General features: G+C 71.5%; 14 protein-coding genes. 4 read left to right on the plus strand and 10 right to left on the minus strand.

Annotated features, from left to right (window positions below):
• Positions 1–45: 45 nt before the first annotated feature.
• From Q9R28_RS12170 to Q9R28_RS12195, 6 genes are all read right to left on the minus strand, one after another.
• Positions 46–1,605 carry a glycoside hydrolase family 32 protein gene (locus tag Q9R28_RS12170; RefSeq protein ID WP_311206215.1) on the minus strand — a complete coding sequence of 520 codons (1,560 nt, stop codon included), beginning with the start codon at positions 1,603–1,605 and terminating at the stop codon, positions 46–48.
• Entirely contained in the window at positions 1,602–2,546 is a 945-nt protein-coding gene (locus Q9R28_RS12175) for a carbohydrate ABC transporter permease (protein ID WP_209683910.1), read from the minus strand. Before Q9R28_RS12175 ends, Q9R28_RS12170 begins: the two co-directional genes overlap by 4 nt.
• The gene (locus Q9R28_RS12180; RefSeq protein ID WP_066652333.1) at positions 2,543–3,535 is read right to left on the minus strand and encodes a carbohydrate ABC transporter permease; all 993 of its coding nucleotides are present in this window, start codon (positions 3,533–3,535) and stop codon (positions 2,543–2,545) included. The genes Q9R28_RS12175 and Q9R28_RS12180 overlap by 4 nt, the downstream gene beginning before the upstream one ends.
• Positions 3,536–3,638: 103 nt before the next feature.
• A complete protein-coding gene (locus Q9R28_RS12185; RefSeq protein ID WP_066652332.1) occupies positions 3,639–4,958 on the minus strand; it encodes an ABC transporter substrate-binding protein in 1,320 nt (439 codons plus the stop codon).
• Between the two features lie 89 nt (positions 4,959–5,047).
• Complete coding sequence (locus tag Q9R28_RS12190) at positions 5,048–6,109, minus strand: LacI family DNA-binding transcriptional regulator (RefSeq protein ID WP_311206216.1); 1,062 nt, start codon at positions 6,107–6,109, stop codon at positions 5,048–5,050.
• A gap of 111 nt (positions 6,110–6,220) precedes the next feature.
• Positions 6,221–6,523, minus strand: coding sequence for a hypothetical protein (locus Q9R28_RS12195; RefSeq protein WP_066652329.1), 303 nt, complete (start codon positions 6,521–6,523; stop codon positions 6,221–6,223).
• A gap of 103 nt (positions 6,524–6,626) precedes the next feature.
• Here Q9R28_RS12195 and Q9R28_RS12200 point away from each other — a divergent pair, with 103 nt between their 5' ends.
• Complete coding sequence (locus Q9R28_RS12200; protein ID WP_251155317.1) at positions 6,627–7,136, plus strand: BLUF domain-containing protein; 510 nt, start codon at positions 6,627–6,629, stop codon at positions 7,134–7,136.
• Positions 7,137–7,232: 96 nt separating this feature from the next.
• On the opposite strand, the gene Q9R28_RS12205 is transcribed toward Q9R28_RS12200, so the two are convergent.
• A complete protein-coding gene (locus Q9R28_RS12205; RefSeq protein WP_271826807.1) occupies positions 7,233–7,913 on the minus strand; it encodes a response regulator in 681 nt (226 codons plus the stop codon).
• On the minus strand, positions 7,910–9,571 hold the full coding sequence (locus tag Q9R28_RS12210) for an ATP-binding protein (protein WP_271826806.1): 1,662 nt from the start codon (positions 9,569–9,571) through the stop codon (positions 7,910–7,912). Before Q9R28_RS12210 ends, Q9R28_RS12205 begins: the two co-directional genes overlap by 4 nt.
• A gap of 190 nt (positions 9,572–9,761) precedes the next feature.
• Here Q9R28_RS12210 and Q9R28_RS12215 point away from each other — a divergent pair, with 190 nt between their 5' ends.
• The 3 genes from Q9R28_RS12215 to Q9R28_RS12225 are packed head-to-tail and all read left to right on the plus strand — an operon-like array spanning position 9,762 to position 14,611.
• Entirely contained in the window at positions 9,762–11,198 is a 1,437-nt protein-coding gene (locus tag Q9R28_RS12215) for a cation:dicarboxylate symporter family transporter (protein ID WP_311206217.1), read from the plus strand.
• 24 nt (positions 11,199–11,222) lie between these two features.
• Positions 11,223–13,082, plus strand: coding sequence for a phosphoenolpyruvate carboxykinase (GTP) (locus Q9R28_RS12220; protein ID WP_311206218.1), 1,860 nt, complete (start codon positions 11,223–11,225; stop codon positions 13,080–13,082).
• Positions 13,082–14,611, plus strand: coding sequence for a glyceraldehyde-3-phosphate dehydrogenase (locus Q9R28_RS12225; RefSeq protein WP_311206219.1), 1,530 nt, complete (start codon positions 13,082–13,084; stop codon positions 14,609–14,611). The genes Q9R28_RS12220 and Q9R28_RS12225 overlap by 1 nt, the downstream gene beginning before the upstream one ends.
• A gap of 190 nt (positions 14,612–14,801) precedes the next feature.
• Here Q9R28_RS12225 and Q9R28_RS12230 read toward each other — a convergent pair whose 3' ends face one another.
• Positions 14,802–15,185, minus strand: coding sequence for a hypothetical protein (locus tag Q9R28_RS12230; protein ID WP_311206220.1), 384 nt, complete (start codon positions 15,183–15,185; stop codon positions 14,802–14,804).
• A gap of 119 nt (positions 15,186–15,304) precedes the next feature.
• Positions 15,305–15,505: a hypothetical protein gene (locus tag Q9R28_RS12235; protein WP_311206221.1), complete on the minus strand. Its 201-nt coding sequence runs from the start codon at positions 15,503–15,505 to the stop codon at positions 15,305–15,307.
• Between the last annotated feature and the right edge of the window lie 41 nt (positions 15,506–15,546).

The raw sequence follows: 15,546 nt of genomic DNA on the forward strand, positions 1-15,546 counted from the left end.
CCGTGGCGGCGTCGCCACGGGCCTCCCGTCCGGCACGGCGTCGGGTCAGCCGACCGGGGTCACCTCGTCCGCGTCGGCGGATGCCGTCACGGTGACCGCGTGCGGCCCGGGGTCCACCAGCAGGCGACGGCGTGCGTCGGTCGCCGACCCGGCGAGCAGCGCCGTCATCGAGCCGGTGCCGGCACCCGACGAGACCTCGACCGACGACTCGTCGAACCACAGGGTGAGCGCGACGCGGTCGCCCTCCGGTCGCACCGTCGACGCCACGTGCCGTCCGAACGACGCCGGGAGCCCCGGCACGGCGGGACGGTCGAGCCGGAGCGAGGCGTCGGCGGCGTCGTAGCGCAGGCCGAGCCGACGTCGGCCGTCGGCGTCGTCGAGCTCCAACCGGACCACACCGTCGGGTCCGCGCAGCGTGATCACGACCTCGACGCGGACGAGTCCCGGGAGCTCGTGGGTGCTCGCCGCGTCGTCGTCGTGACGGAGCACCGTGTCCACGGCACCGGTCGGGCCGACGATCCGCTGCACCAGCTCGAGGCGTCCGTCCCGCTCGGTCAGGCCGAGGGCCCGAGCAGCGGTCATCGCGCCGCGCCACGGCGTGGTCGGCAGGTCCTTCGCGTAGTCCCAGTTGTCCATCCACGCGACGAGCGTCCGGTCTCGGAGGCCCGTACCGGAGAAGGTCACGCCGGCGTACGAGTCGGGACCGTGGTCGAGCCAGCGGTACGTCGCGAGCTCCTCGGTGGACTGCTGCCGCCAGGACCCGTCCGGCGACCGGGTCTCGGCGGGGAGCGGCTCGTCCGGGACGAACCGCTCCCCGTCGAACTGCCCGAGCACGACGTGCGTACCGGATCCGCCCGCGACCCCGCCGGGGTTGAGGCTGACCAGCAGCACCCAGACCACGCGGTCGGGGTCGCCGTCGACGGTCAGGGGGAAGAGGTCCGGGCACTCCCAGACGCCACCGACCGGACCGGCGGGACCGTAGGTCGACACGAGGGTCCAGGTGCGCAGGTCGGTCGACCGGTGCACGAGCACCTGGCGGTCCTGGGCCTCGACGGCGACCATGATCCAGCAGGGGCCGTCCGTGCCCTCGTACCGGAACACCTTCGGGTCGCGGAAGTCGGCGGAGCCGCGGCGCAGCACCGGGTTCCCCGGGTACTTCCGCCACCGGTACCCGCCGTCGGTGCTGGAGGCGAGGGCCTGCGACTGCTCGGTCTCGGCGGCCTGCGTCCAGATCGCGACCAGCGGCGGCTGCTCGGCCGATCCGAGCCCGCTCGTGTTCTCCGCGTCGAACACCACGGAGCCCGAGAAGACCTGCCCGTCCGCGTCGGCCTCGAGCGCCACCTCGTGCTCGGTCCACGTGAGCAGGTCGGTGCTCGACGCGTGCCCCCAGCCGACCGTACCGTGGTCGATCCCGTCCGGGTTGTGCTGGAAGTAGAGGTGGTACCGGCCGTCGTGGACGACCAGGCCGTTCGGGTCGTTCATCCAGTTGCGGGCGGGCGTGAAGTGCCGCCGCGGGCGCCGGATCGTGGCGCCGTCCGCCGCTGGCTCGGTCCGGGTGCGCTCCGTCTCCGGCACGTCGGACTGCGTGGCCGTCTCCGTGCTCACTTGACCGACCCTGCGGTGAGGCCACGGACGAAGAAGCGCTGGAGCGACAGGAACACCACGAGGGGCACGATCAGCACGATGAACGAGCCGGCCGCGACCAGGTTCCAGCCCGACCCGTACTGTCCGAGCAGCCCGAGCAGGCCCTGCTGCAGCACGGGGTTCGTGTTGCCGATGAAGATGTACGCGACGAGGTAGTCGTTCCAGACCCAGAGGAACTGGAAGATCGCGAACGACGCCAGCGCCGGCACCGACATCGGGACCGCGAGCCGCCAGAAGATCTGGAAGTGCGACGCGCCGTCGACGCGGGCGGCCTCGATGAGCGCGACGGGGAGCGTCGACATGTAGTTCCGCAGGATGTAGATGCAGAGCGGGAGCGCGAACGCCGAGTGCACGATCCACGCCGCCGGGAAGGTGCCGGTGATCTGCAGCCCGGTCGCCTGCGTGATCGTCTTGTACAGCTGCAGGACCGGGATCAGCGAGATCTGCACGGGCACCACGAGCAGCCCGACGATGACCGCGAAGTAGAACTCCTTGAACCGGAACTGCAGGAACGTGAACGCGTAGGCCGCGAACGCGGAGATCATGAGCGGCAGGATCGTGGCCGGGACCGCGACGGCGACGCTGTTGAGGAACTCGGCCGCCAGGCTCTGCCCGGTCCCCGAGGTCGCCCCCGTCAGCGCGTTCGAGTAGTTGTCGAGGGTCCACTCCGTACCGAACAGGTTCCCGAAGACGGTCCACCACCCGGTGCTCTGGGCGGCGGTCGTCGTGCGGAAGCTCGTGACGAGCAGGCCGATCGCCGGCACCATCCAGAGCACGGCGATGACGCCCATGACGATGCTCAGCAGGACGCGGGGACGCTGCTCGGCGCTGGTCTTCGTGACCCGTTCGCGCTTCGTCGCGACGATCTCCGGGGCTCCGGCCACCGGGACGATCTCGGTCATCGGAGGGCCTCCTGTTCGCGGTAGGTCCGCACCTGGTACACGATGACGGGCACCACGGCGAGGATGAGGATGACGACCACGGCGGACGCCTTCCCGGGGTTGTTGAACGCGAAGAACTGCGAGTAGAACTCGACGCCGAGCACGTTCGTGTCGAACTGCCCGTTGGTCATCGCGAAGACGATGTCGAAGATCTTCATCACCGTGATGAGGACCGTGATGCCGACGGCGATGATGGTGGTGCGGATCTGGGGAGCGATGACGCGGAAGAACGCCTGCCGCTCGCTGGCACCGTCGATGCGTGCCGCCTCGATCGTCTCCTCGGGCACGGCCTTGATCGCCGCGGAGAGCAGGACCATCGCGTAGCCGGCGTTCAGCCAGATCACGACCGCCATGAGCAGGAAGCTGTTCATGCGCAGGAAGTCGTTCTGCAGCCACGGGATCGGGTTCTGGTGCGTGATCGCGGTCCAGATGCCGTTGAGCAGTCCGACCTGGGGCTGTCCCGGTGCGTTGTACGCGTACACGAACGACCACATCGACGCGGCCGCGATGAAGCTCACCGACATCGGCAGGAAGATCAGGGACTTGAACGTCTTCTCGCGCTTCGGCCCGAGGCGGTCCGCCAGGGTCGCCACGAGCAGCCCGATCACGACCACCACCGCCGGGACGACGATGATCCAGAGCAGGTTGTTGAACAGGGTCGACAGGAACGACGGCGTCGAGAAGAGCGAGACGTAGTTGTCGAGGCCGCCGAAGGACGTCAGCCCGTACTGGTCCGTCTTCTGCAGGCTCTGGATGACCGTCTGCACCGTCGGGACGACCAGGAAGACGAGCAGGAGGAGCAGGACCGGCCCGATGAAGACGTAGGGCAGCAGTCGACCGTGCCACTTGCCGTGCGTCTTCGAGACCAGGAAGTTCAGCCCGAGGTAGATCAGGAACGAGACGGCCAGTCCGCCGATGACGGAGACGAGGACGCTGAGGACTTGCTGCACGAGGGGTCACCTCACTTCGTTGTCGGGGTGTGTCGTCGCGGCGTGCAGGCGCCGACGGCCGTGGCGGCGCCGGTCGGCACCGCCACGGCGCAGGTGGAGGGTGTTACTGCGACGGCCAGGAGTCGTCGATGGCCTTGAGTGTCTGGTCGAGTGACTGCTGACCCGCGGTCCAGGCCGTCAGGTTCGTCCACTCGGTACCGGCACCGACGGCTCCGGGCATCTGGTCGGAGGCGTCGAAGCCGAACACCTTCGAGTCCTTCACGGCCTGCTGCGCGACCTTCTGGAACGGGCTGGTGTACTCGGACGCCGGGAAGTCGTTGTGCGGCGAGAGCGCGGCCGACCAGTTCTTGGCGTAGCCGTTCGTGCCGAACTCCTTGCCGACCAGGTAGTCGACGACCTTCTTCGTGTCGTCGTCCGTCTTGAACGCGGCGACCAGGTCACCACCGCCGAGCGTGCCGGAGGTCGCGGCACCCTCGGGCGTCGGGAGCGGGAAGGCGTTCACGTTCGTCGTGTCGCCCTTCGCGATCTGCTCCTGGATCGCGGCCGGGAAGTTGCCCGTGATGAAGGTGCCCTGGCGCATCATGTAGCACTGCCCCGCCGACTTGCCGCCGTCGACGAACAGGTTGTTGCCCGCCGCGCCGAAGTCGGTGGACGCCATGGCCTTGCCGCCGCCGTTGACCGCGCCGTCGGCGAAGATCATCGACTCGACCTTGCCCGCGGCCTGCTTGACCAGGGGCGAGTCGAACTTCACCTCGTGGGTGATCCAGTCGTCGTACTTCTCGAGGCCGCCGTAGCGGAGCACGTACTCCTCGAGCCAGTCCGTCATCGGCCAGCCGTTCGAGCCCTGCGACGCGATGCCGACGCACCACGGGTAGCCGGAGCCGTCCTTGATGATCTTCTCCTGCAGCGCGGTGAGCTCGGCGTCGGTCTTCGGGACCTCGTACCCCTTGGCCTCGAACGCGGCCGGGTCGTACCAGACGAGCGACTTCACGTTGATGTTGTAGGGCAGGCCGTACGTCTTGCCGTTGACCTTCGCGATGTCGGCGAGGCCGTTCGCCTCGTCCGCGGTGACGCTCTTGACGTCCACGAGGTCGTCGAGCGGCTGGATGCCCTGGCTGATGAGGGACTTGAGCACGCCGGGCTGGGGGAAGATCGCGACGTCGGGGGCCTGGCCGCCCTTCACCTGCGTGACGATCGACGTCTGGAAGCTGTCGCTGCCCGAGTACTTGACCGTGATGCCCTGGCCCTCGGCCCACGTGTCCAGGTCCTTCTGGAACGCCGTGGCCTGCGCACCGGTGAAGCCACCGGAGATCGTGACCGTGCCGTCGGACGATGCGGATCCTCCGGCGCTGCAGCCGGTCAGCGTCAAGCCGGTCCCGACCGCGAGCGCGGCGGCGACGGCGATGCCCTTACGAAGCCTCATTACTTCGACCTTTCACTCGCACAAACCCAAATCGTTTTGTGTTGAGGAAGAGCATCACACAGGGGCCGACCGCTCGCCACGGGCGCGGGTCACGAACGAGTAACGGTTACCGGTCCGATCGAGTCGCGGACGACGAGCTCTCCGCGGAGCCGCTCGACCCCGGCACGCGGCGTCGGCGGTGCGGTCAGCGCTCCCGTCTGCTCGAGCGCACGGCGGACCGCCGCACGACCCATCTGCTCGTGCGGGAGCGCGACGGTCGTCAGGCCCGGACGCAGGGCGGCGGCCACGAGCTGCAGGTCGTCGATGCCGACGACCGACAGGTCACGGCCGATCCGCATGCCCCGCTCCTCCGCGACCTGGTAGACCCCCATCGCCATCTGGTCGTTGAAGGCGAACACCGCGGTCGGGCGCTCGGCGGCGCGGTCGCCGGCTGCCTCCGGTACCGGTCCGAACAGGTCCGTCGCCGCCCGGAAGCCCGCTGCGGCATCCGCGACCTCGCCGACCGCGCGGACCACCACGGGGGTGCCGCCGGCCTCCACCAGGGTCCGCTCGTACCCCTCGACCCGGCCGGTCACGGCGGGACCGGCGCCCTCGACCGTCAGGTGCGCGATGCGCCGGTGCCCCGCCGCGAGCAACGCGCGGACCGCCGTCGCGGCGATGTCCTGCTCGTCGGGCACCACCGACGGCACCGGAGCAGCGGGGTCGAACGCGTCGAGCAGTACCGTCCGGGCCGGGTCGAGCGACCGCGGCAGCCGGATGACCCGGTTCGACGCCGAGGCGAACACCACCGCGTCGACCTGCCGCTGGATCAGGGCGTCGATGCGCGGGTCGTCGAACTCCCCGGCTGCGATGTCGACGATCATCAGGACGTGGTCGTGCGCGGCGGCCTCGGCCTGCGCCCCGACGATGATCTTGCCCGCGTACGGGGTCGACGCGATCTCCTCGGACACGAACCCCAGGACCGCCCGTCGGTCGGTCCGCATGGCACGGGCGATCGGGTTCGGCGCGTACCCGAGCCGTTCGACCGCTTCCTCGACCCGGAGGCGCGTCCGGGCACTCACGGTGCCCTTGCCGCTCAGCGCGTGCGACACCGTCGTGATCGACACCCCGGCCTCGGCCGCCACGTCGCGGATGCTCGTCGCTCGCGCCACGTGGTCTCCTGCTCTCTGCCCGTCCGGCCCGACGGCCCTTCCGGGAACCACCCGCGGACCGCACGTGCTGAGCCTAGTCACGCACTCGGCGGACGCGGGCGCGGCGAGGGACTAGCGCGGAGCGGGCGCTCCCACGGCGAGCGCCGACGCCAGGGTCGCGATCAGCCCGAGCCGGGCGAAGTACGGTCGGGCGCCCACGGGGAGCACCGCGATCAGGGCGAACGCGTTCGCGGCGGTGTCCGCGAGCCGGTCCTGCTCGGACGCCGACAGCGGCACCCCGGCCACGACGAGGGTCGCCCACCCGACGATCTCCGCGCTCGGCAGCTCCGGGTCGCAGGCACTGGCACGGTCCACGCCGTCGGGCAGTGGCGTGACGCGGTGTGCCTGCAGGACCGCCTCGAGCTCTTCTCGCATCGCTCCACCGTAGAGAGCGGCACGACGTCGGTCACAGGGAACCGGGGGACGTCACCGCCCGGTCACCGGGTCGGCTCTCGGCTCGCGCGGGTTGAGTGGACCCGTGCAGCCCTCATCGGAACCGACGCAGACCCCGGGTGACGGCGCGCTGCTGTCGCTCGTCTACGCCAGCCGCGCGGTCGTCGGCTTCGGACTCGACGACCTCGACGACCTGCTGGCGCACGCCCGCAGCGCGAACGCCCGCGCCGGCGTGACCGGCCTGCTGCTGTTCCGCGACCACCGGTTCCTGCAGCTGCTCGAGGGGCCCGCCACGGCGGTCCGCGAGAAGATGGCGTACATCGCCGAGGACCCGCGCCACGACCAGGTCACCGTGCTGCTCGAGGAACAGGTGCCCGCACGGCAGTTCCCGGACTGGTCGATGGGCTACGCGGCCGAGACCACCCTGCAGCGCGCCGCGGTGCCCGGTCACCGCACCACCTTCGACGACCTCGACTTCCTGCCCGACGACCACGGCGGGGCACCGGACCTCGCCGCGGTGCGGGAGCTCCTGCAGTGGTTCCGGCAGGACCGGACCGGAGCAGGTGCGGACGTGGGCACGGCCCGCGCACGCTGACCCCGCTGCCGGGGCGACCCGGCCACGGACGGGAGGCGCGGTGCCGGCCCGCACCGTGCCTCCCGTCCGGTACGCCTCACGCCCGCAGCGGGCCGATCAGCGCAACCAGCGGTACTCGTACTCCGGCCGTCCCTGCCCGCGGTGGCGGACGTCCTTGCCGACCTGCCCGGCGGCGGCGAGGTGCTCGAGGTACCGCCGGACGGTGACCCGCGACAGCCCGGTCGCCTCGGCGACCTCGGAGGCCGAACCACCGTCGGACCGCTGCAGCAGTGCGTCGCGCACCACCTCGAGCGTCTCCGGGGCGATGCCCTTCTCGTGGTCGGCGGGCGCGACCGGACGGAGCGTCCCGAGCCGCTCGTCGATGTCGGCCTGCGTGAGGGCACGACGGTCCTCGAACCCGCGCCGGAACTCGCGGTACGACGTCATCCGGTCGGCGAACGACCGGAAGCTGAAGGGCTTGACGAGGTACTGCACGACCCCGAGGGCGATCGCGTTCCGCACCGCCTGGACGTCGTGTGCCGCGGTCACCGCGACGACGTCGACGGCGGAACCGGCGGCCCGCAGCGTGCGGACGAGCTGCAGGCCGTGGGCGTCCGGCAGGTTCAGGTCGAGCAGCACGAGGTCCGGTCGCTCCGCAGCGACCGCGGCGAGCATCGCCCGACCGGTCCCCACGGTGTCGACCACGGCGAAGCCCTCGAGGCGCGACACGTAGGCCGTGTGCGCCTCGGCGGTCAGCGGCTCGTCCTCGACGATGAGGACCCGGATGGGCGCGGTCACGAGGGCACCGGCCCGGTGGTGATCTCGACGGTGAACGTGCTGCCGTCCGGTCCCGTGGTCACGGCGACGTCACCGCCGATTCGGGCCAGGGTGGCGCGGACGAGGTCGAGGCCGATGCCGCGTCCCTCGGGACCGGACTGCTTCGTCGACCACCCGCGCTCGTAGACGGCGTCGACGTCGGCGATGCCCGGTCCGTCGTCGCGGACGACGAGCCGGACGGTCCCGCCGGCTGCGGCGACGACGACGTCGACGCGGCCGCGGTCCGGGCCCTGCGGGGAGCCGGCGACGGCGTCGACGGCGTTGTCCACGAGGTTGCCGAGCACGGTGACCACGTCGGCGGGTGCGGCCGGGACGGGGTCGAGCAGTCCGCTCGTGTCGGCGACCAGGTCGACGCCGCGCTCGCCCGCCTGTGCCCGCTTGGCGGCGAGGAGGGCGTCGAGCACCTCGGGCTCGGTGTGCGCCGGGTCGGCGCACGGGTCGCTCTCGCCGGACGCGTCGGTCCCGGTGCGCCGGTCGGTCTCGCCGTGCCGCTCGACCTCGCTGTGGCGGTCGATCTCGTGTGCGGCGAACCGGATCGCCTCGTCGACCCGACCGAGCTCCATCAGTGCGACGACGGTGTGCAGGCGGTTGGCGAACTCGTGCGTCTGCGAGCGCAGCGCATCGGTGAGCGTCCTGGTGGCGGCGAGCTCGCCGGACAGGTGCAGCAGGTCGGTCTGGTCGCGGATGGTCGCGACGGTGCCGACCGGCCGGGTCGCCCCCCGCGGGAACGCCATCTCCTGGTTCACCACGAGCACCCGGTCGCTCGTGGCGTACGTCTCGTCCACGGCACGGTCACCCGATGCGAGCAGGGTCCGCAGGGCGTCCGGCACGTCGAGCGCCGCCAGCGGCACCGGATCCTGGCGTTCGGCCGGCGCCGGCAGGTGCAGCAGCTCCGCCGCACGGTCGTTGTGCAGGACGACCGCCCCCGACCGGTCGACGACCACGAGCCCCTCGTGCACCGAGTGGAGCACGCCCTCGTAGGACGCGAAGACCCGCGCGAGCTCCTCCGGGCCCCGTCCCGCGGTGACCCGACCGAGGTACCGGCTGAGCAACCACGAGAACAACGCGGACACCGCGACCACCGCCAGGCCGAGCAGGACGACCGACGTGAGCCGCGGCACGAGGGCACTCGAGATGTTCGCCACGGTGACCCCGGCGGCGACCAGTCCGACGATCCGGCCGTCGTCGTCGGTGATCGGCGTGACGGCCCGCACCGAGGGGCCGAGCGTCCCGGTGGAGGTCTCGGTGAAGGTCCGGCCGTCGAGCGCCGGCTGGACCGTACCGCGGAACGGCCGGCCGAGCTCCGACCGGTCGGGGTGCGTCCACCGGGTCCGATCGGGCGCCATGATCGTGATGAAGTCCGTGTGGGTGCGGCGCATCAGGTCGAGCGCGTACGGCTCGAGGCGCTCGGACGGGTCCGCGGTGGTCGCCTGCTGGACCACGAACGGGTTCCGCGCGATCGACACCGCGACGGCGGTGGACTTCTCGGCCGCGTCCGCCTCGAGGTCGGCTCGCGCCGAGGTCCAGCTCCAGACGCCACCGACCGCCACCCCGACCACGACGAACAGCAGCTGCAGCGCGAAGAGTCGCGCGGCGATGCTCCACCGACGGGGTACCACTGAGCTGCCTCCTCGCTCCGTTGCGGGACGACCCATCCTCGCGCACGGGGGCCCGTCCGCGCAGCCTCCCCGTGAACGTTGTGAACACAAGTCGCCGCCGCGGGTCGCTCCGCGCGAGGGTGTGTCCGTTCCCCCGAGGACGAACCGACCGGAGCGACGCCGCTCCCGGTCCTGACGACAAGGAAGTCGCATGGCATCGACGCACTCGACCACCGCCCGCCCACGGCGACGCGGTCTGGATCGCTCGCACTGGCTCTACATCGCGGTCATCGTGGCCGTGCTCGCCGGCATCGTGGTCGGCCTGACGGCCCCCGACTTCGCCGTCGGACTCAAGCCGATCGGCGACGGCTTCATCGCGCTGATCAAGATGATGATCGCGCCGGTCATCTTCTGCACGATCGTGCTCGGCGTCGGCTCCATCGCGAAGGCGGCGACGGTCGGCAAGGTCGGCGGGTTGGCGCTCGGCTACTTCGTCGCGATGTCGACGTTCGCCCTGGCGATCGGCCTCGTCGTCGGCAACCTCATCCACCCCGGCGACCAGCTCGACATGTCGAAGGCGACGTACGAGCTGCCCGCCGGCACCGAGGAGAGCGCGTCCTCGACGTCCGGGTTCCTGCTCGGGATCATCCCCGCGACGCTCGTGTCGTCCCTGACGAGCGGCAGCATCCTGCAGACCCTGTTCGTCGCGCTGCTCGTCGGCTTCGCGCTGCAGGCGATGGGCGAGAAGGGTGCGCCGATCCTCACCGGCATCCGACACCTGCAGGCCCTGGTGTTCCGCATCCTCGCGATGGTCATGTGGGCCGCCCCGATCGGCGCCTTCGGGGCCATCGCTGCGGTGGTCGGTGCCACCGGCGTCGCGGCGCTCGTCGCGCTCGGGACCCTCATGGTCGCGTTCTACATCACCTGCACCGTGTTCGTCGTCGGCGTCCTCGGTGTCCTGCTCCGCGTCGTGACCGGCGTCAACATCTTCCGGCTCATGAAGTACCTCGGCCGCGAGTACCTGCTCATCGTGTCGACGTCCTCCAGCGAGGTCAGCCTCCCGCGGCTCATCGCGAAGATGGAGCATCTCGGCGTCTCGAAGCCCGTCGTCGGCGTCACGGTGCCGACCGGGTACTCGTTCAACCTCGACGGCACCGCGATCTACCTGACGATGTCCTCGCTGTTCATCGCGAACGCCCTCGGCACGCCGCTGAACATCCCCGAGCAGATCTCGCTCCTGGTCTTCATGATCATCGCGTCGAAGGGCGCTGCCGGGGTGACCGGTGCCGGACTCGCCACCCTCGCCGGCGGCCTGCAGGCGCACCGCCCGGACCTGGTCGACGGCGTCGGCCTGATCGTCGGCATCGACCGGTTCATGTCCGAGGCCCGCGCGCTGACGAACTTCACCGGGAACGCCGTGGCCACGGTGCTGGTCGGGACGTGGACGAAGCAGATCGACAAGCAGCAGGTCGAGCGGGTGCTGTCCGGTGCGGCGCCGTTCGACGAGCGGACGATGTCCGCCGACGACCACGGCGCGTCGGCTCGCGCAGACGGTCCCGGCTCCGCTCCCGCCACCGACGAGCGGATCTCGACCGAGGCCGTCCGCACCATCGTCGAGCCCGAGGGCTCGACCGCCACCCGCCGGTAGTCCCCCGTCACGAGGAGATCGACGATGATCACGAACCCCAACCACACGAGTCCCGCACCGCACACCGTGCCCGGCTCGCCCCGCGTCGCCCTGGAGGCGTGGGTCGCCCGGATCGCGTCCCTCACCTGCCCGGACCAGGTCGTCTGGTGCGACGGGTCAGCCGACGAGACCGCCCGCCTGACGCAGCAGCTCGTCGACGAGGGCAAGCTGATCGCCCTCGACCCGGAACGCCGACCGAACAGCTACCTCGCCCGGTCGGACCCGGACGACGTCGCCCGGGTCGAGGGGCGCACGTTCACCTGCTCCCGCACGCCCGAGGACGCCGGTCCGACGAACCACTGGCGGGAACCGGTCGCGATGCGCTCCGAGCTCGACGAGCGGTTCGCCGGGAGCATGCGCGGCCGCACGATGTACGTCGTGCCGTTCTCGATGGGACCGGTGGGCGGCCCGATCTCGCAGCTCGGCGTCGAGGTGACCGACTCGGCCTACGTCGTCCTCAGCATGGGCAGGACGACCCGGCTCGGGGCGGACGTGCTCCGCGCGATCGACGCCGGCGTGCCGTGGGTCGCGACCGTGCACAGCGTCGGGCACCCGCTCCGCGACGACCAGGGCGTCCCGCAGCCGGACGTGTCCTGGCCCTGCAACGCGACGAAGTACATCGTGCAGTTCCCGGAGACCCGCGAGGTCTGGTCGTACGGCTCGGGCTACGGCGGCAACGCCCTGCTCGCCAAGAAGTGCTTCGCGCTCCGGATCGCCTCGGTGATGGGTCGTGACCAGGGGTGGCTCGCCGAGCACATGCTGCTCGTCCGGCTCACCTCGCCCGATGGCCGGGCCGTCCACGTCGCCGCCGCGTTCCCCTCGGCCTGCGGCAAGACCAACCTCGCGATGCTGCAGCCGGCCCTGCCCGGGTGGTCCGTCGAGACGATCGGCGACGACATCGCCTGGCTCCGTCCCGGAGCGGACGGGCGGTTGCACGCGATCAACCCCGAGGCCGGACTGTTCGGCGTCGCGCCCGGGACCGGCCCCGACACGAACCCCGTCGCGGTCGAGACGATCGCCGCGGACACGATCTTCACGAACGTCGCGCTCACGGACGACGGCGACGTCTGGTGGGAGGGCCTCACCCCCGAACCGCCCGCGCACCTGGTCGACTGGACCGGCGCCGACTGGACACCGGCGAGCGGCACTCCGGCCGCGCACCCGAACGCCCGGTTCACGGTGGCGCTCGACCGGGTCCCGACGCTCGCCGACGGGTGGGAGCGCAGCGTCCCCGTCGACGCCGTCGTGTTCGGCGGTCGTCGGTCGACGAACGTCCCGCTCGTGGCGCAGGCGTCGACCTGGGCCGAGGGCGTGTTCATGGGTGCGACGGTGTCGTCCGAGCGGACCGCCGCAGCCGAGGGCACCGTCGGGGAGCTCCGCCGCGACCCCTTCGCGATGCTGCCGTTCTGCGGCTACGACATGGCCGACCACTGGGCGCACTGGCTCCGGATCGGCGAGCGCCTCGGCGCCGGGGCACCGGCGGTGTTCCAGGTCAACTGGTTCCGGCGTGGCGAGGACGGCGCCTTCCTGTGGCCGGGCTTCCGCGAGAACGCCCGCGTGCTCGAGTGGATCGCGCGCCGCGTCGAGGGCACCGTGCCGGCGGTCGAGAGCCCGGTCGGCCTCCTCCCCGACCTGGACGACCTGGACGTGCACGGGCTCGACGTCACCGCCGCACAGCTCGAGGCCCTCTTCGCCGTCGACCCCGGGCCGTGGCTCGAGGAGTGCGACCTGACCGAGGAGTTCCTCGCCGGGTTCGGCGACCGCACGCCCCCGGTGTTCACCGCGATCCTCGACGAGCGTCGCGCCGCCCTGCACGCCACGGCCGACGTCCGGCAGGTCGCCTGATGCCGTCCGGCGCCCCGACCACGACCGGGGTGTCCACCGCCGCCGAGCGTGCGCGCCTGCAGCAGGTGTGGGACGAGAGGCTCGCTGCCGCCGAGGCGATGGTGCCGCTCATCGGACGGCTGTACCGGCGGGACGACGTCGTGCCGTCCGTCCACGGCCGTCCCCTGGTGGGGCAGTCCCCGATCGGGATCGTCAAGGCGCACCGGTCGAGCCGCCGGGTCGACGAGACCGAACTGCCGGTCGCGACGAGCCTGGCGATCCTGACCGAGCTCGACACGATGGCGCTGTCGTCGGTGTCGGTGGACCTCGGCGACCTCGCGTCCCGCCACCGACGTGACCGCCTCGGCAGCACCCTGCGCGAGTTCCTCACCGACGAGTTCTTCCTGCACCGCGGCACGGCGGACGGACCGCACCGCGACGCCCCACGCGACGTCGTGCTGTACGGGTTCGGGCGGATCGGTCGGATGCTCGCCCGGATCCTGCTCGAACGCGCCGGGGAGCACGCCCCGCTCGCCCTGCGCGCCGTCGTCGTCCGCCGTCGCGGGCCCGGCGACCTGGTCAAGCGCGCGAGCCTGCTCCGCCGGGACTCGATCCACGGCCCCTTCGCCGGCACGGTGACCGTCGACACCGAGCACGACACCATCACCGCGAACGGCACCCTCGTGCAGTTCGTCTCGGCCGACTCCCCCGACGCCGTCGACTACCGCGCGCACGGCATCGAGGACGCGATCGTCGTCGACACCACCGGTCGCTGGCGCGACGCCGAGGGGCTCGGGCAGCACCTCCTCGCCCCCGGAGCGGCCCGCGTGCTGCTCACCGCGCCCGCGAAGGGCGACGTGCCGAACGTGGTGCACGGCATCAACCACGACGGCATCGGCGACGACCCGGTCGTGAGTGCCGCCTCGTGCACGACGAACGCGATCGTCCCGGTGCTCAAGGTCGTGTCCGACGCCTGGGGCATCGTCCACGGGCACGTCGAGACCGTGCACTCCGCCACGAACGACCAGAACCTGGTCGACAACTACCACCCCGCCGACCGGCGAGGGCGGGCGGCGGGCCTGAACATGGTGATCACCGCGACCGGTGCCGCGAAGGCCGCCGAGAAGGCACTGCCCGAACTCCGCGGCCGGCTCACCGGCAGCGCCGTCCGCGTCCCCACGCCGAACGTCTCGCTCGCGGTCATCCACCTGACGCTCGGTCACCCGGTCGGACGCGACGAGCTGAACGGGGTGCTCCGGGACGCCTCGCTCACCTCGCCGCTCCGGCGGCAGATCGACTACGTCGAGTCGCCGGAGGTCGTCTCGACGGACCTGCTCGGCAGTCGGCGGGCGGGCATCGTGGACGGGCTCGCGACGATCGCGGACGGGTCCGAGCACGCGGTGCTGTACGTCTGGTACGACAACGAGTCCGGCTACAGCCGACAGGTGCACCGGGTCCTGCAGGAGATGGCCGGCGGCCGGCGGGCGGCGTCGCCGCCCGCCGGTCACGCACTCCGTCCGGTCCGTGCGGCAGCGCACCTGTCGTCCTGACGGGGCGGACGGGAGGCGCGGACCACCGGACGCCGACCGGCGACGGTGATCCGCGCCTCCAGTCCGTCGTCGCGGTGCCGGTCCGTCAGCCGGCCTGCGGACGACCGGCACGATCGCCGTGCCGCGTCGACCGCTCGGGACGCGACGTCGGTTCCGTCTCCCCCGACCTCGGTGCCGTCCCCTGCACCGGCTAGGTGAAGAAGACGACGGTGCCGACGCCGATCCAGGCGAGGCCGATGGCTGCCAGCGCGGCAAGGCTGGCGAGGCTGGTCGCGATGACCGCCGACACCTGTTCGCGCCAGACGCGGAGCGAGCTCGCCGCGATGCAGAGGGCGAGGACGGCGACGGGCAAGGACCCGATCAACGCGGCAGCCTGGACGGCAGAGGTCCGGCGGTCGTCTGCTGTGGGCGGGAGCATCCCGTCGTCGTGGTCGAACTGGGACGGCGGGGTCTGGTGTGCGGGGTCGAAGACTCCGGTCGCCACGAGCACGATGCCCCACAGGACGATCAGGGCGATCGCGACGAGTGCCCGGACGTTGATCTGCCGTGATCGGTCCCGCTCCCGAAGCCCCACGCGCCGACCCTAGCGCGCCGGGCGCCGGACCTCCGCGAGCATCTGATACGCCGATGTGACGTCGAGGCCACAGCTGACGGGCACTGAGAAGAGCAGCCGGAAGTTCCAACCCCTTCGACTCAACCGCGATCTCGAGCTCGGCCGATCAGTGCATCGACCCACAAGCCCGCGCCGCCAATCAGAAGAACGATGGCGAGCACCCACGTCGGGAAGCCGTGTGTCGTGATCGCGGTCCGCGCTGGCGTCAGTAGGCACGCCAGGCCCAGCACAAGGGAGGCGGTTGCAACGCTCACCCGACGCCAGAACGATGACTTGCTCATGAATCGAAGGTAGCGAGCAGCAGACGGCGAGGCTTGATCGC

The organism is Curtobacterium sp. BRD11, from assembly GCF_031844345.1.
Classification (GTDB): Bacteria; Actinomycetota; Actinomycetes; order Actinomycetales; family Microbacteriaceae; genus Curtobacterium.